This is a genomic window from Pseudomonas sp. LF-5 (assembly GCF_037626295.1).
Classification (GTDB): Bacteria; Pseudomonadota; Gammaproteobacteria; order Pseudomonadales; family Pseudomonadaceae; genus Aquipseudomonas; species Aquipseudomonas monsensis.
On the sequence record NZ_JARKMT010000013.1, the window covers coordinates 32,882 to 54,003 of the forward strand.

The window sequence follows — 21,122 nt, forward strand, 5'->3', positions numbered from 1 at the left end:
ATGACTCCGCCATGACACCTGCTCTTGTAGGAGTGAGCCTGCTCGCGATGGCGGTGTGTCGGTCAACATTGATGTCTTGGACAGAGTGCTATCGCGAGCAGGCTCACGCTTACTGAGATCGGTGTCAGGCTTTGGCGGGTTCCATCGCCAGCTCGGCCGCTTCCGGGCGCTTGACCGTCGCATAGACCACAGCGGTCAGCAGGCTCCCCGCCACAATCGCCAGCAGATACAGCAACGCATGGTTGATCGCATTCGGGATCGCCAGCACAAACAGACCACCATGCGGCGCCATCAGTTTGCAGCCGAAGTACATCGACAGTGCGCCAGTCAACGCACCGCCGGCGATGCTCGCCGGAATCACCCGCAGCGGGTCCTTGGCGGCAAACGGAATCGCCCCTTCGGAGATAAAGCACAGCCCCAGCACCAGCGCCGCTTTACCCGCCTCGCGCTCGGTCTGGGCGAACTTGCGGCGGGCGATGAAGGTGGCGATGCCGAGGCCAATCGGCGGCACCATCCCGGCGGCCATGGTCGCGGCCATCGGCGCGTAACTCTGCGACGCCAGCAACCCCACCGAGAACGCATACGCCGCCTTGTTGATCGGCCCGCCGAGGTCAACGCACATCATGCCGCCGAGCAGCACGCCAAGCAGAATCGCGTTGGTGGTGCCCATGCTGTCGAGGAAATGCGTCAGCGCCGCGAGCATGCCGGCGACCGGTTTGCCGACCACGTAGATCATCACCAGCCCGGTAAACAGGCTGGCGAACAGCGGGATGATCAGAATCGGTTTCAGCGCTTCAAGGCTCTGCGGCAAGGCGACGTAGCGACTGATGGCCTTGGCCGCATAACCGGCGATGAACCCGGCGACGATGCCGCCGATGAACCCTGCCCCCAACGTACTGGCGAGCAAGCCACCGATCATCCCCGGTGCCAGGCCCGGACGGTCGGCAATCGAGTAGGCGATGTAGCCGGCGAGCAGCGGCACCATCAGCTTGAACGCGGTCTCGCCGCCGATCTGCATCAGTGCCGCCGCCAGCGTGCCTTCTTCCTTGAACGCAGTGATGCCGAAGACGAACGACAAGGCGATCATCAAACCACCGGCCACCACCATCGGCAGCATGAACGACACACCGGTCAGCAGGTGTTTGTAGACCCCGGTTTTCTCTTGCTTGGCCGGGGCCCTGCCGTCACTCGCGGTGCTTTCCACCTGACCTTCGGCCAAGGCTTTTTTCAGCGTGGCTTCGGACTGCTTCAAGGCAATCCCGGTGCCGCAACGGTAGATTTTCTTGCCGGCGAAACGCTCGGTGGCAACTTCGATGTCCGCTGCCAGCAGCACCACGTCGGCCTCGGCAATCGCCGTGGCGCTGAGCGGGGTTTTCGCGCCGACAGAGCCTTGGGTTTCGACGTGCAGCTCATAGCCCAGACGCTTGGCGGTTTGCTGCAATGCCTCGGCGGCCATGAAGGTGTGGGCGACGCCAGTCGGGCAGGCAGTGATCGCGACGATGCGCGGTGTACGCGGCGCCGCGACAGCCGGCGCCGCCTCTGCAGCGACATACACTTCAGCCTCTTCAGCGCCACGACGCAGCACCGCTTCGACATCCTGCAGCGCTTGCGCCGGGGCAATGCGGAACACGCGCTTGCCGACGAAACGTGTCATGTCGATGTCGCCGGTGGCCACCAGCAACACCCATTCTGCCGCTTCGATGGTCGCCGCCGACAATTCACGCTCCGGGTGCGCCGCATCGACCACTTCAACACTGGTGCTCCAGCCCTGGCGCTGCGCGGCGGCATCGAGCAAACGCGCACACAGCACACTGGTGACCATGCCGTTCGGGCAAGCCGTAACAATGGCTAATTTCATGACAAACCCTCTTATTGTTCTGTCAGGGGACGCACGCGCACGCCCTGTTCGAGCGGCGTCAATTGCGCCACATCGTCGATGCCAAAGCCGATCTGCGTCACCGCCAGTGCAGCAATCGCCGTGGCTGTACGCAGGGTTTGCTCGGGTGTGTGGGCGTTGAGCAACCCGTGGAGCATGCCGGCCAACAGCGAATCGCCGGCGCCGACGGTGCTGGCGACCGTGACCTTCGGTGGCGTCGCGTGCAGCGCCGAGCCGACGCTGAACCAGTTCACACCGTCAGCACCGTGGGAAATCACCACATGCTCGATGCCTTGGGCGTTTAAACCTGCAGCCGCCAGCGCCTCTGCTTCGTGGGACACCACCTCGCAACCGAGCGCATCGGCGAGCTCTTCCGTGTTCGGCTTGATCAGCCACGGACTGGCCTGCAACGCCGCGCGCAACGCTTCGCCGCTGGTGTCGAGGGCGACTTTCAGGCCGAGCTGATTCAGCCGTTCGATCAACTCACGCAACCATTGCGCGCTCACGCCACGGGGCAGACTGCCGGCGACCACCACCGCGTCATGACCCGGCGCGATCTGCACCAGACGTTCGAGCAACGCCTGCTGCGCCGCCGCGTCCACCACCGGTCCCGGACCGTTGATGTCGGTGATACGGCCGTCGTGCTCGGCGACTTTGATATTGCTGCGGGTTTCACCTGGCACGCGGATAAACGCGTCGACAAAGCCGCGTCTGGCGAACAGGGTTTCAAACGCTTGCAGATTGTCTTCGCCGAGAAAACCGCTGACCGTCAATTGATGACCCAGGTCAGCCAGCACCTGGGCAACGTTCACACCTTTGCCGGCGGCGTGGGTGTGCATCTCGTCGCTGCGGTTGACCTGACCGGCCTCCAGGCGTGACAACTCGACCGTAAGGTCCAGCGCCGGGTTGAGGGTCAGGGTGAGAATCTTGGCCATTACAGGGCCTCCACTAATGCACGCACTTCATTCGCGCTGCCCACGGTGAGGGCTTGTTGAGCAAGGGTTTGCGCCTGGGTCAGGCTGAGTTCGCGGATGCACGCCTTCACCTCGGCGATGCTGCGCCCGGACACGCTCAGCTCATCGACGCCGAGGCCGACCAGTACCGGCACCGCCAGCGGGTCCGCCGCCAATTCGCCGCAGACGCCGACCCATTTGCCGTGGGCATGGGCCGCGCGCACGGTGATGTCGATCAATTGCAGCACCGCCGGATGCAAGCCATCGGCCTGGGCCGAGAGCGTCGGGTGACCACGGTCGATGGCCAGGGTGTATTGCGTCAGGTCGTTGGTGCCGACGCTGAAGAAGTCCACTTCTTTCGCCAGCACCGGCGCCAGCAAGGCAGCGGAAGGCACTTCGATCATGATCCCCAATTGCAGGTCGGCAACCGGGATTTCCAGGCGCAGACGCTCGGTCATGTCGCGGGCCTGACGCCATTCTTCGACGCTGCCGACCATCGGGAACATGATGCGCAACGGCCGGTTGTCCGCCGAACGCAACAAGGCGCGCAGTTGCGCCTCCATGACCTGCGGACGCTGCAACGTGAGGCGAATGCCGCGCACACCGAGGAACGGGTTTTCTTCCTTGGCGATCGGCCAATACGGCAGCGGTTTGTCGCCGCCGACGTCCAGCGTACGCACCACCAGCGGTCGCCCGGCGAGGCCGTCGAGGACGCGGCGGTACTCGGCTTCCTGAGTCGCTTCGTCCGGCGCCTGCGGGTGGGCCATGAAAATCAGTTCGGTGCGCAGCAGGCCGATGCCTTCGGCGCCCTGCTCCACCGCTGCGGTGACCCCGGCGCTTTCGCCGATATTGGCGAACACTTCCACGGCGTGACCGTCGATGGTGTGCGCCGGTTGATGACGCTGTTCGGCCGCGATCTTCAGGCGTTGCTCGCGGGTGTCGCGTTCTTCGGCAGCGCGTTGCAGGGTCGCGGCATCGGCGTCGACGTGCAGGCGACCGCGCTGGCCGTCGAGCAGCAACGGCGTGCCCGGTTTGAGCAACAACACCGCAGCGCCGGCACCCACCAGTGCCGGGATGCCCAAGGCACGGGCGACGATGGCGCTGTGTGCGGTGGCACCGCCGCGAGCGGTGAGAATCCCCGCCACACGCGCCGGATCGAGTCGCGCCACATCCGACGGGCCGACTTCGTCCATCACCAGAATGTACGGTTGCTCCGGCTCGCTCGCCGTTTGCACGCCACACAGTTGCGCCAGTACCCGGCGACCGATGTCGCGCAGATCCGCCGCCCGCTCGGCGAGCAGCGCATCCTGCAGCGATTCCTGTTGTCTGGCCGCCGCTTCGATCACCGCCATCCACGCCGCTTCGGCGCTTTCGCCTTGCTTGAGGCGAGTGTCGACTTCGTCGGTCAGTTCCGGGTCGTCGAGCATCTCCTGATGAGTGATGAAAATCTCGCGAATGGCCTTGGCCTTGCTGCGTTCGATCAGGCCCTGGATGTCAGTTCTTACGTCACTCAGGGCTTGCTTGAGACGCTCGCGCTCGACGGCGGCGGACTCACCGCGCAACGGGTAATCAATGGCTTGCTGCACCTGAATGTGCGCCGGGCCGATGGCGATGCCCGGTGCCGCCGGGATCGCTTGCAATTGAGCGCCGGACGCCGGCGCGATCAGCACTTCAGCGATATCGGCAATGACTTCGCGTTGCTGGCTTACCACTGGCAACGGTTCGACTTCTTCACCCAGACCTTCTTCGATCGCGGCCAACAGGGCCGGCAAGGCATCGGCGGCGATGCTCGGCTCGGCGATCAACTCCAGCACCTGACCGCGCCGGGCGCCGAGGCTGAGCAACTTGCTCAGGCTCTTCACCGACACGGCACTGTCCTGGCTGTCGACGATGCGCACGCGAATCTCGCCATCGAAACTCTTCGCCAGTTGCGCGAGGATCTTCGCCGGGCGCGCATGCAAACCGTGGGCGTTGGCCAGCGCGATACGGGCGCTCGGCCAGTCGGCCGGCAGTTCGCCGCCGAGCACTTCGAGGACCTTGCGGCTGCTGGTGGCGCGGCCCAGTTCATGGCCGCGACCTTCAATCAACAACGCGCACAGACGCTCGAGCAAGGCCTGATGGGCCTCACCGAGACTGGCCAGGCAGAACAGCCCGCTGAGCGGCTGACCGAGGTAACGCATCGGTTTGTCCGGAGTGACGAACGCCAAGCCAGGACGCTTCACGGTTTGCTCGCTGTGCAGCCACCACAAGCCATCGCCCAGCGGCAGCGCTTCGACTTGCTGCAATACGCCGGCAAAGCCATTGCTCACACAATCGGCCTGACGCAACAGACGCGCGCCACGCCAGACCAGTTCTTCGAAATCGTCTGCCGACACACCGAGGCCGATCATCTGTGCATCGAGCGCCAGTTCCTGCGGCGCGCCTTGCAGCAGTTTCAGCAGCGCTTCGGGCGAGCTGGCGCGCCGCAGCGCCTGGCCCAGATCGGTCTCGCCGAGCGCACGGGTCAGCAGTTGCAGCAGGCGCAGGTGTTCATCGGATTTGGCGGCGATGCCGATCGCCAGATAAACGATTTGCCCATCGCCCCAATCCACACCCTCGGGAAACTGCATCAGGCGCACGCCGGTGGCGAATACCTGATCACGGGTTTGCGGGGTGCCGTGGGGGATGGCAATACCTTGACCGAGAAAGGTCGAGCCCTGGGCTTCCCGTGCCTGCAGCCCGGCGAGGTAGCCGTCGGCGACCAGACCATCGGCGACCAGGTGATTGGCGAGCAATTGCAGGGCGGCGGGTTTATCCACAGCCGATTGGCCCATGGATATCTGCTCTATAGTGAGCTCGAGCATGCGATCTCCTTTTTGGCGCCTGATGACGCCAGGTATTGTTTTGAATGGTTGCAGCTTAGGCGCTTGTCAGCTTCCCTTTCAGGGGCAGTTTTGGCGGTTTCACGGCAGAACCGGCCAAAGGCGTCTAAAACGTAGAAAATACGCCTGCTGAAACGTTTAATCTAGATTGATCGGCACGTTACTCGATAATGTCTCATCCTTGAAGTCCAACTTGTCGGATGCGCTGCGACAATAGTCGCCTGCCCTAATCGGGTAGGATTGGCGAAAATCTCGGCGCACGCTCGAAAAAACAAGGAAATCCCGGGTTGAAACTCAGTGATATCGCGCGGTTGGCCGGAGTGTCCGTGACCACCGCCAGCTACGTCATCAACGGCAAGGCCGAACAGCAACGCATCAGTCACGCGACCGTCGAGCGGGTGCGGGCGGTGGTCGACCTGCATGGCTTTACACCAAACCCACAAGCGGCCGGGCTGCGCAGCCGGCATACGCGCACGTTGGGGTTTATTCTGCCGGATCTGGAAAACCCCAGTTACGCGCGGATTGCCAAACTGCTGGAACAAGGTGCGCGGGCCCGCGGCTATCAGTTGTTGATCGCCAGCTCCGACGATGCGCCGGACAGCGAGCGCCAGTTGTTGCAACTGTTCCGCGCCCGCCGTTGCGATGCGTTGATCGTCGCCAGTTGTCTGCCGGCCGGTGACGACAGCTACCGCCAGTTGCAGGCCAAGGGCCTGCCGATCATCGCCATCGACCGGGTCATGGAACCGGAGCATTTCTGCTCGGTGATCAGCGACGACCGCGAAGCCAGCCTGCACCTGACCCAGAGCCTGCTCGATCCGCAACCGAAGCAGATCGTCCTGCTCGGCGCCCGCCCCGAGCTGAGCATCAGCCAGGAACGTGCCGCCGGGTTCAAACAGGCCCTGGTCGATTTCAAAGGTGAAGTGCTGGTCGAGCATGCCGAATCCTTCAGCCGCGAATGCGGCAAACAACTGATGGAAGAACTCCTGCAACGTCTGGGGCATTTGCCGGATGCGCTGGTGACCACTTCCTACGTGCTGTTGCAAGGTGTGTTCGACGCGCTGCATGACTTCCCGCTGAAATCACGCCCGCTGCGCCTCGGCACCTTCGGCGATACGCAGTTGCTGGACTTCCTGCCGCTGCCGGTCAACGCCATGGCCCAGCAGCACCAGTTGATCGCCGACAAGGCGCTGGAACTGGCACTGGCCGCCGTCGAGCAAGCCGAATACAAGCCCGGTGTGCAGGCCATTCCCCGTACCTTCAAGCAGCGCATTTTGCGGGACTGAGCCTTGGAGCTGATCGACAGCCACACCCACCTCGACTTCCCCGACTTCGACGCCGATCGCCCGGCGTTGTTGGCGCAAAGCCGCGCCCTCGGCGTGCGGCGCATGGTGGTGCTGGGGGTCTATGAGGGTAATTGGCAACGGGTGTGGGGTCTGGTGCAGAGCGATCCTGATTTATACGCGGCGTTCGGTCTGCACCCGGTGTACCTCGATCAGCATCGCCCCGAGGATTTGCAAACGCTGGGCGACTGGCTGGCGCGATGGCGCGGCCACCGCCAGTTGTGCGCAGTGGGCGAGATCGGTCTGGATTACTTCATCGAAACCCTCGACCGCGAGCGGCAACAGGCGTTGTTCGAGGCGCAGTTGCAACTGGCGGTGGATTTCGCGTTGCCGGCGCTGATCCATGTGCGCCGCAGTCATGCCGCGACGATTGCCACACTCAAACGCTTCAAGCTCAAACGCGCCGGGATCATCCACGCCTTCGCCGGCAGCCGTGAAGAGGCGCGCGAATACATCAAACTCGGTTTCAAACTGGGTCTGGGTGGCGCCCCCACCTGGCCGCAAGCGCTGCGCATGCATCGAGTGCTGGCCGAGCTGCCGCTGGAGTCGATCGTGCTGGAAACCGATTCACCGGACATGGCGCCCGTCATGTTCCCCGGCCAGCGCAACAGCCCGGCGCATCTGCCGGCGATCTGCACGGCGCTCGCCGAACTGATGAACATCAGCCCGCAACAACTGGCCAGCGTCAGCACCGCCAACAGCTGCGAAGTGTTCGGCTGGTAATCAGTCGGCGTGGGCCTTGGCCGCGTCGAGAATCAGCGTCAGATCCTGTCGCTGACGCGCATGACGCACGAACACGAAGTACACAAAAATCGTAATCAGCGAAGCATTCAGTTGCTCGCTGACACTGAGCAGCCCAATCCACTCCATCACCAACGCCACCAGCAACGCGGTGCACACCGTGAGCGAGGCGCTGAAGCGCAACAACGCCAGCGAATCGAGGGACTTGAAGCGCTTCCTCTGTTGCGGGCAGCGCAGCTCGAGGGTTTTCTGGCAATGCTCGCAGGTGAAGGCTTCATTGATTGCGATCGCGTTGAGTTGCCAGGGCTTGAGCACAAGCGTGGTATGGCAATGAGCACAACGGCCCTGGATTCCCAGGGTTGCGACAGACATGAGCGGGGCGCCTCCTGTTGGCGATCAACGGAGCAAGGATACTGGCTGATGAATGACAAAAAGCCAGCAGCTGGAGGCAAACAGGAATTGGCTTACGACCGTCAGCCAAAAAGGACTACAAAAGATTCAGACAAGACGCTGCCCCCTGTGTAGGAGTGAGCCTGCTCGCGATGGCGGTGTGCCAACTAATCAAGACTTGGCTGACACACCGCCATCGCGAGCAGGCTCACTCCTACAAGGGATTAGCGTTCTACCTACACACGAAAGGCGCTGATCAGCTGTTTCAGCTCCACCACCTGGGCCGAGAGCGCACGGCTGGCGTCTTCGGTCTGGTGGGCGCCTTGCGCCGTGCGCTCGCCGGCACGGTTGATCTCGACGATGTTCTGGTCGATGTCATGGGCCACCGCAGTCTGTTGCTCTACCGCGGCGGCAATCTGCTGGTTCTGATCGACGATCATGCCCACCGCACCGAGGATGTTTTCCAGCGCCTGCTGGACCTTTTCCGACTGCCCCACGGTGCCGTTGGCCATTTGATGGCTGACCCCCATGGCCTTGACCGCCGCCCCGACACCGCCGTGCAGCTTGGCGATCATCTGTTCGATTTCTTCGGTCGATTGCTGGGTGCGTTTGGCCAGGGTGCGCACTTCATCGGCGACCACGGCAAAACCACGGCCCTGCTCGCCTGCGCGCGCCGCTTCGATCGCGGCGTTAAGCGCCAGCAGATTGGTCTGTTCGGCGATGCTCTTGATCACCTCCAGCACGCGACTGATCGACTGGCTGTCGCTGGCCAGCTGGTTGATCACCAGCACCGACTGATCAATCTCGCTGGCCAGTGCGGCAATGCTGCCCTGCTGTGACTCGACCAGGCCGCGACCGCTGAGGGTCTCGTCGTTGACGCTGTGCGCACTGCTCACCGCCGCAGCGGCACTGCGTGCCACTTCCATGGACGTGGCCGACATCTGGTTCATCGCCGTCGCCACCTGCTCGATCTGCGTGCGCTGCCCGGCCACTGCCAGATTGCTTTGCGCCGAGACGTTTTCAACCTGCCCGGCCTGGCGCTCGACCTCAGCAACGGTCTGGCCGACGCGCTCGATCAGGTCGTGAATCTTTCTCACTGTGCCATTGAACACTTCGCCCAGCTCACCCAGTTCATCGCGGCTGTTGGCTTTGAAATTGACCGTCATGTCGCCCGCTGCGACCTTGTCCATCATCGCGCCGAGACGTTTGAGCGTGGTGCGGGTCGAGGCGTAGAAGCCGCCGTAAAGGTAGAAAATCAGCACAAACACCAGCGATAGCGCGACAGCCTGCAAGACCATGTGCGTGCGGTTCTGCGTCAGACGCTGCTGCAATTGGGTGTCGAGGTAGTTCAACGTGGCTTCGTTGAGCTGGTAGGTGTTGTCCATCAACGCCGTGACCTGATCATAAAAGGCCTGCCAGGGTGCATCGAGGGTGTCAGCCATCACCACCTGTTCTTCGAACAATTCGCTGGCCTGCTTCAACGTCGCCTTGCTGGTATCGGCCTGCGCACTGAGCGCGGCGCTGGCGGCTTTGCTGGAGCCGAGGGCGTCCTGCAACTTCAGGCCGTACTCGGCCTGGAGCTTCTCGATCTGCACCAGCAATTCATCAAACCGGGTGCTCGAAGAACTGTTGAGAAAGCCCTGCCCCAACGAATACGAGCCCATGGCCCGGCCTTCGCCAAGGGTTTGCGTCACTGTCGGCGTAATCAGGGTAACCAGTTCGCTGAGCTGGCGGATATCGCTTTGGTTATCGCGGCTCAGACCAGCCTGACTGGTGATGATCTGACTGAAAAGCTGCGCACTCGCCAGCAGTTTGCCGATCAGCGCACTTTTGCTTTGCAGTGAGTTTTCCGCTTGCTGAGCCTTGAACGCGGCAATCATTTCATCGCGTTTGCCGTCGAACACCTTGATCTGCTCGGGATCGTCGGTCATTGCCGCCAGCCCTTGCAGGCGCGCCAGCACCGCTTGTTCCAGCGTGGTGATCTGCGCTTCGACGTTACCGGCCTTGCCGGACTGGCCAAGGGTGACGTTGATTTGCACCAGATTGTTGAGGGTCTCCAGATCCCGGCGCAGGGTCAGGCTGCTGCCCAGCAGGTCGAGGCTTTGCAGCTCGACGCGGGTACCCTGGAACTCACGATAGGAATCGCGCACCAGATAGAAATTGGTCACCAGCATCGGCACCAGGAACAGCACGCTGATCAGGCTGAACTTCATGCCGAAGCTCAGACGGTTCATCAGCGAGACAGCGGGATAGAGCAAGCTCTTCACTGGAAGTCTCCCTTGGCTTTTCTTGTTTTTATTGGCAGGCGCGGGGCGACAGCAGATAGCCACTATCGAGCGCCATCTCTGTATAGCTCAAATCGAAGGGAGGTTTTGTAACTTAAGGTTAACGGCTACAGCGGCAGACCACCGACCGGTGGCGAGGGGATTTATCCCCGCTCGGCTGCGCAGCAGTCTTAAAACCAAACACCGCAGACTTTCTGACACACCGCGTGTGCTTGATTTGCGGCCGCTGCGCAGCTGAACGGGGATAAATCCCCGCGCCACACGTGCTTTCACTGAAGTGATCAGTGAACCAGTACGGTCCACAAGGCAAACCCGGCATACCACAACACCGCCGCCCGCAGCAGCAGTTCCCACAGGCAATCGAGGGTGTTGATGCCTTCCGGTCCGGCCACCGGTGGCGGAATTTCTCCAGCCGCCAGACCGACCTTGTCGATCAGTTGCGCAGCGCTGATGTTCCAGTTCAGCAGTTCGTGCAGCATCACCCGGCTGACGGCGACAAAGTTGCCGACCAACGCCAGACTCGCGGCCAGCAGACGCACCGGCACCCAGTCGAAGGCATGGCGCAATTGCCCGGCGCGCTCGACCAATGCCGGGTTCTGACCATGCGCTTCGGCCAGCGCCAACAAGCGATAGGCCAGCGCCGCCACCGGGCCGAGCAGGAAATACCAGAAGATCACCGCGAAGAAGCTCTGATAGGCCTGCCACAGCAAGTGCCGCTGCACGCTTTCGAGCAATTGCTCGCCGCTGTCGGCGCAGATATTCAGGTCACGTTTGGCGACGTGGGCCGCCGCTTGCAGATCCTCACGGCGCCAGGCGTCGCGAAACGGTCCGAGGCCACCCAACAGATCACCGCGTCCGAGGGCATAGATGACCACCAGCAGATGCACCGGCAATGCCAGCAAGCCATACGCCACAGGCTCCAGCACCCACAGCAGCAGACCCAGCAGCGCCACCGGCAACAGCACCAGAATGGTCAGTATCAGCCACGGTTTGTCGGCCAGCCGGGCGCCGGTTTCGAGTTTGTTCAGCTCGCGGATCCATCCGCCATCGCGTTGAATCCGATGACGCAGGGCCGAGAATTTCTCGATCCAGACCGCCAGCAGTAACACCAGAAAACTCATTGTCCTTCCTCTTGTGCCAGGGCCGCGCGGTAACGCGCCCAGTCGAATGCCGGGCCAGGATCGGTCTTGCGCCCGGGTGCAATGTCGCTGTGCCCGCAGATGCGAGCGCCGGTGATCGCCGGAAATGCTGTTTGCAGCTGACGCGTCAGCGTGATCAACGCCTGATACTGCGCCTCGGTAAAGGGCAGATCATCGGTGCCTTCGAGTTCGATGCCCACGGAAAAATCATTACAGGTTTCGCGGCCTTCGAACATCGACACACCCGCATGCCACGCCCGCTCAAGACAGGAGACAAACTGGGTCACCGTGCCGTCACGTTCGATCAGAAAATGCGCGGAGACGCGCAGGTCGGCGATGCCTGCAAAATAGGGATGTTCGGTGACATCCAGACGATTCTGGAAAAATTCCTGCACCTTGCCGGTGGCGAATTGCGCCGGTGGCAGGCTGATGTTGTGGATCACCAGCAGGGAAATTTCGCCCGCGGGGCGTTCATTGAAGTTGGGCGATGGGCAGACCTGCACCCCGTGACACCACCCGCTAGCGGGATCCAACTGCATACCGATTCCTTCAACGCCGACTGTGTTGCGCCCAGTATGCCGTGATCGGCACCCGACGCGCGATCACTTGGCGCGATTGAGGCGCCGCAGATTGCCCAGCACCGACTCGAGCGCCCGGTCAAACAGCAAGGTGTCGTCCAGTGCCCGTGCCGCCCCCCGGCGGAACTCAAGGGCCAGCCCGGTGCGGCTGTGTTCGAGGACTTTCATGCCGGTGCGGTCGACAAACACATACTTGCCGGTGGCTTCGATGATTGCGGCAAGCTTGCAGCGCAGGGTGTGCTCTTCATCTTCCTGAAACACGACCCAACTGCCCGGCCGCAGTTGATCGACCTGGCGCACACTGGCGTCGTCGTGGCCCAGACGTACCGGGCTCAGCGCCATCGCGCCCTCCTCCGCGCCGGGCAGGACGATCTGCTGCGAGACTTCGATCAGCTCCGGCCCTTCGGCCTGAGCGGACTCGCTGGACGGTTCGAGCACTCGCACATGCAGTGCCTCGAGCTCGCTGAAAAATTCGCTGGTGGCAAACGGGTCGAATGCCGAACGGGTCAAACCGTCACGCAATGACTTGAGCAGACCCGGGACCAGCGCCAGCAAGCGCAGGCCGGCTGCCGCATCGTCATGACGCTGCACACTCCAGATCAGTTGCTCCAGGGTTTGCACATCGGCCTGCCATTCGGCGGAGCGATCGCCATGCTTGAGGCAGGTCAGCAACAACACTTTGCTCCAGGCGTTCTGCGCGAACATGACCACGGTGGGCGGCAGCACCTTGCCCAACAGTGCCTGGTTCAACGCCTGCTCGACTCGCCGCCTGGCGAGCTCGGTCTTCGCCCGGCCCTCTTCGGCATCGCGCAAACGCTGTTCAAGCAATTCGCTGCGCCGGCGTTCATCGCTGGTGAAGGCGAGGAAGTCGGCGAGCAGCTCGGAGAAAATCGCCGGGTCATCGACAAAATCACTCAACAGCCGCTGCACCACTTGTTCGATGCGCAGGTACAGGCTGTCGCGCGCCTCGCCATTGCAATCGCCCCAGCCCATGGCGGCCTCGGCGATTTCATTAAGCAGGCGCCGTGCCGGGTGGCTGCTGCGGCTGAAGAAACTCTTGTCGAGTACCGCAACCTTCAGCATCGGGATCTGCAACCGGGCAATCAATGCCTTCAGCGAGTCCGGCAGGTTGCGATCCTCGAGCATGCAGTCGAAGACCATGGCAATCAGGTTGATCACATCTTCATCGGCGCCGTCCACGACCCGCGACTTGCCGCTTCTGACGCTGACCCGGGTCAGCAGTTGTTCGAGCTGATTGCGCAGATCGAAGTCGTCCTGCGCCGCCAGCGCCGGCACGTACTGTTGCAAGTGTGAGAGCAGCCGCAGCAGGTCGCGGGTGGTAATTGGCTGGGCGGCAGCGCTGGGCTCCAGGGTCGGCGCGACACTGCCGCGCACCTGCACCAACAAGGCCTGCAAGGCGCTGAAGACTTCCTGCACGCCTTCGTCCGCCGGCTGCAGATCATCACTTTCTTCGTCGTGCACACTGGCCACCGCGCGGTCGATTACCCGGCGCGCCGGTGCCGGTTTCAACTGCGGTAAGACGCCGGTGGCGAGCAGCAGCTGATTGGCTTCGGCATACAATTGTTCGGTGTCGGCCAGCACATAGCGTTCGAACAGCTTGAGCAGGATCAGCTTGACCTTGATCTCCACGCCCAGGTTACGTCCGGCCTGCAGAAAGTACTCGCAGAGCATTGCCGGACCGAGCGGGTTGTGTTGATCGTCAAGGGTATTGTCGAGCAGCGCATTGAGGCGCAGGGTCAATTGGTCGAGGGCAAAGCCATCACGCTTGAGCACCCGGCCGACCATGGTTTCGACGGCGACATTGCGTTCCATGTCATCGGTGCGGGGCGCCGAATCTTCGTAGATCAGCGAACCCGACAGCGCGTTGTGCGTGGCGTCGTGTCGGGTCAGGGCGACGAATGCTTCGAAGAATTGTTCGAGAAAACCACGCTCGATGTTTTTGCGCTTGAGGCGCAGGTCGCGCATGGCTTCGAAGAAAATGTTCTGCTCGACGTCGTTGCGCGCCCGATCGGCCATTTCAAACAGCGTGTCGTCAGCGTTATCGAACAGTTCCTGCAAACCGTGGCGCAGTTGCTGGGCAGCCTTGTCGCGAACCTGAAGCAGAATCACAGGCAGGCGGGCGAGCGGCGAGTGATTCGCCTGATCGGTAGTGGCCTTGTACAAAGGCACTACTTTCCCGTCGTTGTGCATCCAAGCCTCCTGAAACGGTGATTCGTTCGATCAAGCAAACGCTGCCCCTGTGGGAGCGAACCTGCTCGCGAGAGCGGTGTGTCAGCCGCATCAATGTCATTGAAAGAATGCATTCGCGAGCAGGCCCGCTACCACAAGTTCCAATCAGGACGTCAAAGCTATGACGTCAAATGCAAGGCGGATTATCTTGCAAAAGTCGTCCCCGGCGCTATAGCCGTCAGGGTTTCCCCTATGCCTCGCCCCCTCTCAATGACCACGACTGAACCGGCTTTACTCACAAGAAATCGACCAGATGCAGTCAGGCACGCGAGTTCTCGCCTTGGGTTGGCTCGCGCCATGCCCCTATAATCGAACCACTTTGTTTGTGGAGCCCGTTATGCCGAATCTACGTCTCGCCGATTTGACCGCCGAAATCGAAGCCAACGTGCGCCGTGCGTTGCTCGAAGACATCGGCAGCGGCGACATCACCGCGCAACTGATCCCGGCCGAACGCCTGGCCAAAGCCACCATCATCACGCGCGACGCAGCCGTCATTTGCGGCACGGCGTGGGTCGATGCGGTATTTCGTCAGCTCGATCCGCGCGTCGCGGTGCATTGGCAAGTGGTCGATGGCGAACGGGTCAAGCCCAATCAGCCGTTGTTTCATCTGGAAGGCCCGGCGCGCTCGCTGCTGACCGGTGAGCGCAGCGCATTGAATTTCCTGCAGCTGCTGTCTGGCGTGGCGACACGTGCGCAATACCTGGCAGATTTCGTCGGCGCCACTCAGGTCAAGCTGCTCGACACCCGCAAAACCCTGCCAGGCCTGCGTCTGGCGCAGAAATACGCGGTAACCTGCGGCGGTTGCCACAACCACCGCATCGGCCTGTACGACGCGTTCCTGATCAAGGAAAACCACATCGCCGCCAGCGGTGGCATCCCGCAGGCCATTAGCGCGGCCCACAAGATTGCCCCGGGCAAGCCGGTGGAAATCGAAGTGGAAAGCCTGGATGAATTGAAGGAAGCGCTGGCCGCCGGCGCCGACATCATCATGCTGGATGAGCTGAGCCTGGACGACATGCGCGAAGCCGTGCGCCTGAACGGCGGCAAGGCGAAACTCGAAGCCAGCGGCGGCATCAACGAAAGCACGTTGCTGCCGATCGCCGAAACCGGGGTGGATTACATCTCGATCGGCGCGATGACCAAAGATGTCAAAGCGGTGGATCTGTCGATGCGCTTGAGCCTTTGACAGCAGCGGCAAGTTTCAAGCTACAAGTTGCAAGCCACAGCGCTTTTGCTTTGACTTGCAGCTTGCCGCTTGCCGCTTGCCGCTTGAAACTCATAGCTGCTTTTATACGACGAGATTGTTCATCTCGCAGTACTCGTCCCACTCGACACCCAACACTTCAGCCGCCTCTTTGTGCAGCACGAGGCGCTGTGCCTCGAACTCTTCCGGCGTGCTCGTGTACTTGAGCGTCAGCTCCCACGGCTGCAACCCCTGGGCTTCAGCTTCGTCTTCGAATGCCCACTGGATCTGGTCCTTCTGATCATCGGGACTCAGGTCCTTGATCTCTTCTTTCAGGTCCGGGACGTCCAGAATGTATTTTTCCAGCGCTAGTTCGTGACGTTGCTCTTGAGTTAATTCGGTCATGGCGTTCTCGCTGATCGTAAGAATGGAGGATGGATCTGGATCATCAAGGATCTCTCTGACGCGGATTGTCCGGCCTTCGGAACCATTCGGGATCATCTGAAAACTGCTGGGCGATGCTCATGCAGGCACCGAATATAGGACGTTTGCGTGACGAATTACACGGCTCTTTACATCTCAAGCGCAAAAAGTTGACTTGCGGAACATAAATCCGCTTTCCAAGTCATAGCGTTGTGCCACTTCGGCACCCACCCTCGCTGTTCACAAGGAAAACCAGTGATGCGCAGCTTTTCGAAGATTTGCTCCATTGTGTCTGCCAGTACCTTGCTCGCCGCCATGATGCTGCCGGCAAGCGCCATGGCGCTGGAACTGAGCACCAGCAGTTCCTCCTACGGCGACAAAGTTTCATTGATTCACAACGATTACGGCAAAGAGGTTGTCATCAAAAGCGATATCAGCATTGATGAACTGCAAAAGATCCGCGATACCGTCCGTGACCAGTCACGCCAGATTGAAGAACTCAAACGCAGCAGCGGTTCCAGCTCGAGCGCCGGCAGTAAAGAAGTCGACGACCTGAAGAACAAGCTCAAGGAGCAGGATCGCCAACTGGAGACCCTCGGTCGCCAGGTCGAAGACCTCAAGCGCAACAGCGGTTCCAGCTCCAACTCGAACAACAGCGAGATTTCGAGTCTGAAACAGAAGATCAACGATCAGGATCGTGCAATGGACCAGCTCAAACGTACCGTCGAGGACCTGAGCCGCAAAGTGAAATAAGGGAAGTGGTGCCCGAGACAGGAATCGAACCTGCGACCTTCGCGTTACGAGTGCGCTGCTCTACCGGCTGAGCTACACGGGCGGTGGGCTAAACCTAGCACCGGTTTTCACAAAAGCAAAGATCGCAGCCTGCTTCGGCTCCTGCGGAATCGGGTTATCACCGCGTTTTTACCAGCGCTGCCGCAGGCTGCGAGCTTTTGATCTTTATGGCAGACAAAAAAATGCCCCGCCGTTTTCACGGCGGGGCATTTTCATTGAGCTAAAGCGAGGGGGTGATTACACGCCCGATGCCTTGGCCGCTGCCACGTCTTTGATGGACAGCTTGATACGGCCGCGGTTGTCCACGTCCAGTACCAGCACTTCCACTTCCTGGCCTTCTTTCAGGATGTCGGTCACTTTCTCTACGCGAGCGTCGCTCAGCATGGAGATGTGCACCAGACCGTCCTTGCCTGGCAGGATGTTGACGAATGCGCCGAAGTCGACGATGCGCTCAACTTTACCCACGTAGATCTTGCCGATCTCGGCTTCAGCGGTGATGCCCAGAACGCGCTGACGAGCAGCTTCAGCGGCTTCCTTGGTTTCGCCGAAGATCTTGATCGAACCGTCGTCTTCGATGTCGATCGAAGCCTTGGTTTCTTCGCAGATCGCACGGATGGTCGCGCCACCTTTACCGATAACGTCACGGATCTTGTCGGTGTCGATTTTCATCGCGATCATTGTCGGAGCGTTGGCCGACAGTTCGGTACGCGACTGGCCAATGATCTGGTTCATCTGGCCGAGGATGTTCAGGCGCGCTTCCAGGGCTTGGCCCAGAGCGATTTCCATGATCTCTTCGGTGATGCCCTTGATCTTGATGTCCATCTGCAGCGCGGTGACGCCTTTGGCGGTACCGGCTACCTTGAAGTCCATGTCGCCCAGGTGGTCTTCGTCACCGAGGATGTCGGTCAGGACGGCGAACTTCTCGCCCTCTTTAACCAGACCCATGGCGATACCGGCAACCGGCGCCTTCATCGGCACACCAGCGTCCATCAGGGCGAGGGAAGCGCCGCAAACGGAAGCCATCGAGCTCGAACCGTTGGATTCGGTGATTTCCGACACGACACGAATGGTGTACGGGAACACGTCAGCGGCTGGCAGCATGGCCGAAACCGAACGACGGGCCAGACGGCCGTGACCGATTTCACGACGACCAGCGCCACCCATGCGACCACACTCGCCCACCGAGAACGGAGGGAAGTTGTAGTGCAGCATGAACGGGTCTTTTTTCTCGCCTTCCAGGGTGTCCAGCAGCTGTGCGTCACGGGCGGTGCCCAGGGTCGCGACTACCAGAGCCTGGGTTTCACCACGGGTGAACAGCGCCGAACCGTGAGTCTTCGGCAGAACGCCGACTTCGATGTTCAGCGGACGTACGGTCTTGGTGTCGCGACCGTCGATACGTGGCTTGCCGTTAACGATGTTTTCGCGAACGGTGCGGTATTCGATTTCGCCGAAAGCGGCTTTGACGTCGGCAGCCGAAGGCTGGCCTTCTTCACCGGACAGCTTGGCAACAACCTGATCCTTCAGCTCGCCCAGACGTGCGTAGCGGTCAGCCTTGACGGTGATGGTGTAAGCCTGGGAGATCGCATCGCCGAACTCGGTACGGATAGCGCCCAGCAGTTCGGTGGCTTCTGGCGCCGGAGCCCAGGTCCAGGTTGGCTTGGCAGCTTCAGCGGCCAGTTCCTTGACGGCGTTGATCACCACCTGGAACTCGTCGTGAGCGAACAGTACCGCGCCCAGCATCTGGTCTTCGGTCAGCTCTTTGGCTTCCGATTCAACCATCAGTACGGCGTCGGAGGTACCGGCAACGACCATGTCCAGGCTCGAAGCGGCTTGTTGTTCGTAAGTCGGGTTCAGCAGGTAGCCGGTGCTTTCGTGGAAAGCGACGCGAGCGGCGCCGATCGGGCCGTCAAACGGGATGCCCGAAATAGCCAGGGCAGCCGAAGTACCGATCATCGCAGCGATGTCCGGATCGGTCTTTTTACTTGTGGAAACGACGGTGCAGACAACCTGCACTTCGTTCATGAAACCTTCCGGGAACAGCGGACGGATCGGACGGTCGATCAGTCGGGAAGTCAGGGTTTCTTTTTCGGAAGGACGGCCTTCGCGCTTGAAGAAACCGCCAGGGATCTTACCGGCAGCGTAAGTCTTTTCCTGGTAGTGAACGGACAGAGGGAAGAAGCCCTTGCCCGGATCGGCTTGCTTGGCACCAACGACGGTCACCAATACGCTGACGTCGTCGTCAACGGTGACCAATACTGCGCCGGAGGCCTGACGGGCGATACGGCCAGTCTCGAGGGTAACGGTCGACTGACCGAACTGGAATTTTTTGATTACCGGGTTCACGGTGTCCTACCTTCTTTGTGGCTCTTGGGGGAACTGGTTTCTTGCGAAATTCTTGGGCAATGTCGGGAATCGGCCCAACGCTTGTCCGGGGTAAAACGTGTATCCAGATAAAACTTGAGGCTGGGAGCCTGCAAGGCGCCAGCGGTAAACCGCCGACGTCCCACAGACCACCAACCTCATAGCGCAATCGCTGATTAGCGACGCAGACCCAGGCGAGCGATCAGAGCGCTGTAACGGCTCACGTCCTTGCCTTTCAGGTAGTCCAGCAGCTTGCGACGCTGGTTTACCATGCGGATCAGACCACGACGGGAGTGGTGATCTTTACCGTTGGCCTTGAAGTGACCTTGCAGTTTGTTGATGTTGGCGGTCAGCAGTGCAACTTGCACTTCTGGCGAACCAGTGTCACCAACAGCTTGCTGGTAGTCAGCAACGATTTGAGCTTTTTCTTGAACGTCGAGAGCCATGAGGCAATCCTTTTATCAGGAAACTGTTTCAGAGAAACAGCTTCAACAGGCCAGGGACAAATCCCTGTATCTATAAATGAGTAGTGACCGTGCCTGTTAACAGCCACACTCGCCGGCACGCTGTAATACGCACCGGTTTCCGGTCATTCTGACCGAATCAAACGACGTGGCGCGATGCGCCCGTCTTCGCTCACTTCACCGATACCGATGAAGCGACCATTGTGATCCTGTACCCGCACCATGCCGAACTTCGGAGCATCCGGGGCGCGTACCGGCTGGCCGTTGAGCCAGTAGAACGCGCTCGCTTCCGAAAAGTGCAGCAACGGCCAATCCTGCAGGCCGCTGTCCGATGGCATCAGGAAGCGATCGACCGCTTCGTTGCCGCCTTCGGCATGTACCGCTTCGAGCTCTTCGAGGGTAACGGTTTGCGCCAAAGTGAAAGGCCCGGCCTGGGTACGGCGCAATTCTGCGACGTACGCACCACAACCGAGTTGCTCACCGATATCCTCCACCAGGGTACGAATATAGGTGCCTTTGCTGCAATCCACTGCAAGACGCGCAGTATCGCCTTCGAAGGCCAGTAATTCCAAGCGCGCAATAGTAACAGAACGCGGTTCGCGCTCCACTACTTCGCCTGCACGGGCCAGCTTGTACAGCGGCTGGCCATCACGCTTGAGTGCCGAGTACATCGGCGGTATCTGACTGATTTGACCACGAAATTTCGGCAGGACCGCTTCGACGTCGGCGCGACCAACGGTCACCGGACGCTCCTGCAAAACCTCACCCTCGGCGTCTGCCGTGGTGGTGGTCTTGCCCAGTTGCGCCAGGGTTTCATAACCCTTGTCGGAATCGAGCAGGTACTGCGAGAACTTGGTGGCCTCACCGAAGCACAGCGGCAACACGCCAGTGGCCAGCGGGTCGAGGCTGCCGGTGTGACCGGCCTTCTCGGCGTTGAGCAGCCAGCGAACCTTCTGCAACGCGGCGTTGGAGGTGAACCCCAACGGCTTGTCGAGCAGGATGATACCGCTGACGTTACGACGGATACGTTTGACCTGAGCCACCGAATTACTCCTTGGCGTCTTCAGGTGCAGGCGCGGCGACGTGCTGATTGTCTTCAGCCACGGCGCGCTCGATCAGGGCCGACAGGTGCGCACCACGGACAACGGATTCGTCGTAGTGGAAGTGCAATTGCGGCACACTGCGCAGCTTCATTTCACGGGCCAGTTGCATGCGCAGGAAACCTGCGGCGGCATTGAGCACCTTGATGCTTTGCGCGATATCTTCGGCGTTGTCCTGCCCCATCACGGTGATGAAAATCTTCGCGTGACCGACGTCACGGCTGACTTCCACAGCGGTAATGGTGACCAGGCCGACGCGCGGATCTTTGACTTCGCGACGGATCAGTTGGGCCAGCTCGCGCTGCATCTGATCGCCGATACGTTGGGTACGGCTGTATTCTTTTGCCATGATTTTGTTACCTGTTACTGCCCCACGGTGAAACCCG

The 21,122-nt window shown here is 60.9% G+C and carries 17 protein-coding genes, 1 tRNA gene and 1 pseudogene; 4 read left to right on the plus strand and 15 right to left on the minus strand.

What is annotated here, in order from left to right; all coding sequences use genetic code 11:
- Positions 1–124 precede the first annotated feature (124 nt).
- The 3 genes from PseuLF5_RS25535 to ptsP are packed head-to-tail and all read right to left on the minus strand — an operon-like array spanning position 125 to position 5,672.
- Entirely contained in the window at positions 125–1,858 is a 1,734-nt protein-coding gene (locus PseuLF5_RS25535) for a PTS fructose-like transporter subunit IIB (protein WP_340134949.1), read from the minus strand.
- Positions 1,859–1,869: 11 nt separating this feature from the next.
- Positions 1,870–2,811 carry a 1-phosphofructokinase gene (gene pfkB, locus PseuLF5_RS25540; protein WP_340134950.1) on the minus strand — a complete coding sequence of 314 codons (942 nt, stop codon included), beginning with the start codon at positions 2,809–2,811 and terminating at the stop codon, positions 1,870–1,872.
- A complete protein-coding gene (gene ptsP, locus PseuLF5_RS25545; RefSeq protein WP_340134951.1) occupies positions 2,811–5,672 on the minus strand; it encodes a phosphoenolpyruvate--protein phosphotransferase in 2,862 nt (953 codons plus the stop codon). The genes pfkB and ptsP overlap by 1 nt, the downstream gene beginning before the upstream one ends.
- A gap of 305 nt (positions 5,673–5,977) precedes the next feature.
- On the opposite strand from ptsP, the gene cra reads away from it, so the two are divergent.
- Both cra and PseuLF5_RS25555 read left to right on the plus strand, forming a co-directional pair.
- Entirely contained in the window at positions 5,978–6,973 is a 996-nt protein-coding gene (cra, locus tag PseuLF5_RS25550; RefSeq protein WP_123464561.1) for a catabolite repressor/activator, read from the plus strand.
- A gap of 3 nt (positions 6,974–6,976) precedes the next feature.
- Positions 6,977–7,753, plus strand: a complete 777-nt coding sequence (locus PseuLF5_RS25555; protein ID WP_340134952.1) for a TatD family hydrolase — start codon at positions 6,977–6,979, stop codon at positions 7,751–7,753.
- Here the strand turns inward: PseuLF5_RS25555 and PseuLF5_RS25560 are convergent, their stop codons facing one another.
- The 6 genes and pseudogenes from PseuLF5_RS25560 to PseuLF5_RS25580 all read right to left on the minus strand — a co-directional run bounded on the left by PseuLF5_RS25560 (position 7,754) and on the right by PseuLF5_RS25580 (position 14,374).
- Entirely contained in the window at positions 7,754–8,143 is a 390-nt protein-coding gene (locus PseuLF5_RS25560) for a hypothetical protein (protein ID WP_222833673.1), read from the minus strand.
- Positions 8,144–8,397: 254 nt separating this feature from the next.
- Positions 8,398–9,111: a methyl-accepting chemotaxis protein gene (locus tag PseuLF5_RS28360; protein WP_371921341.1), complete on the minus strand. Its 714-nt coding sequence runs from the start codon at positions 9,109–9,111 to the stop codon at positions 8,398–8,400.
- A gap of 144 nt (positions 9,112–9,255) precedes the next feature.
- Positions 9,256–10,395: pseudogene (locus tag PseuLF5_RS28365) on the minus strand (HAMP domain-containing protein); the annotation flags it as partial.
- 332 nt (positions 10,396–10,727) lie between these two features.
- On the minus strand, positions 10,728–11,567 hold the full coding sequence (ampE, locus tag PseuLF5_RS25570; protein WP_267804350.1) for a regulatory signaling modulator protein AmpE: 840 nt from the start codon (positions 11,565–11,567) through the stop codon (positions 10,728–10,730).
- The gene (gene ampD / locus PseuLF5_RS25575) at positions 11,564–12,124 is read right to left on the minus strand and encodes a 1,6-anhydro-N-acetylmuramyl-L-alanine amidase AmpD (RefSeq protein WP_123464552.1); all 561 of its coding nucleotides are present in this window, start codon (positions 12,122–12,124) and stop codon (positions 11,564–11,566) included. Before ampD ends, ampE begins: the two co-directional genes overlap by 4 nt.
- A 63-nt stretch (positions 12,125–12,187) precedes the next feature.
- On the minus strand, positions 12,188–14,374 hold the full coding sequence (locus PseuLF5_RS25580; protein WP_340134954.1) for a DUF1631 domain-containing protein: 2,187 nt from the start codon (positions 14,372–14,374) through the stop codon (positions 12,188–12,190).
- 376 nt (positions 14,375–14,750) lie between these two features.
- On the opposite strand from PseuLF5_RS25580, the gene nadC reads away from it, so the two are divergent.
- Positions 14,751–15,599 (plus strand): carboxylating nicotinate-nucleotide diphosphorylase, encoded by an 849-nt coding sequence (nadC, locus tag PseuLF5_RS25585; RefSeq protein ID WP_123464548.1) that lies wholly within the window; start codon positions 14,751–14,753, stop codon positions 15,597–15,599.
- Positions 15,600–15,701: 102 nt separating this feature from the next.
- Here the strand turns inward: nadC and PseuLF5_RS25590 are convergent, their stop codons facing one another.
- Complete coding sequence (locus tag PseuLF5_RS25590) at positions 15,702–16,001, minus strand: DUF6388 family protein (protein WP_122662506.1); 300 nt, start codon at positions 15,999–16,001, stop codon at positions 15,702–15,704.
- A 276-nt stretch (positions 16,002–16,277) separates the two neighbouring features.
- Between PseuLF5_RS25590 and PseuLF5_RS25595 the strand changes: the two genes are divergently transcribed.
- Complete coding sequence (locus tag PseuLF5_RS25595) at positions 16,278–16,772, plus strand: hypothetical protein (protein WP_128615781.1); 495 nt, start codon at positions 16,278–16,280, stop codon at positions 16,770–16,772.
- Positions 16,773–16,778: 6 nt separating this feature from the next.
- Here the strand turns inward: PseuLF5_RS25595 and PseuLF5_RS25600 are convergent.
- From PseuLF5_RS25600 to rbfA, 5 genes are all read right to left on the minus strand, one after another.
- Positions 16,779–16,854 (minus strand) — tRNA-Thr (locus PseuLF5_RS25600).
- A 194-nt stretch (positions 16,855–17,048) separates the two neighbouring features.
- Positions 17,049–19,154 carry a polyribonucleotide nucleotidyltransferase gene (pnp, locus tag PseuLF5_RS25605; protein ID WP_340134955.1) on the minus strand — a complete coding sequence of 702 codons (2,106 nt, stop codon included), beginning with the start codon at positions 19,152–19,154 and terminating at the stop codon, positions 17,049–17,051.
- Between the two features lie 194 nt (positions 19,155–19,348).
- A complete protein-coding gene (gene rpsO / locus PseuLF5_RS25610) occupies positions 19,349–19,618 on the minus strand; it encodes a 30S ribosomal protein S15 (protein WP_011332409.1) in 270 nt (89 codons plus the stop codon).
- A gap of 143 nt (positions 19,619–19,761) precedes the next feature.
- Entirely contained in the window at positions 19,762–20,679 is a 918-nt protein-coding gene (gene truB, locus PseuLF5_RS25615) for a tRNA pseudouridine(55) synthase TruB (protein WP_024011571.1), read from the minus strand.
- Between the two features lie 4 nt (positions 20,680–20,683).
- A complete protein-coding gene (rbfA, locus tag PseuLF5_RS25620) occupies positions 20,684–21,085 on the minus strand; it encodes a 30S ribosome-binding factor RbfA (RefSeq protein ID WP_123464542.1) in 402 nt (133 codons plus the stop codon).
- Positions 21,086–21,122 lie beyond the last annotated feature (37 nt).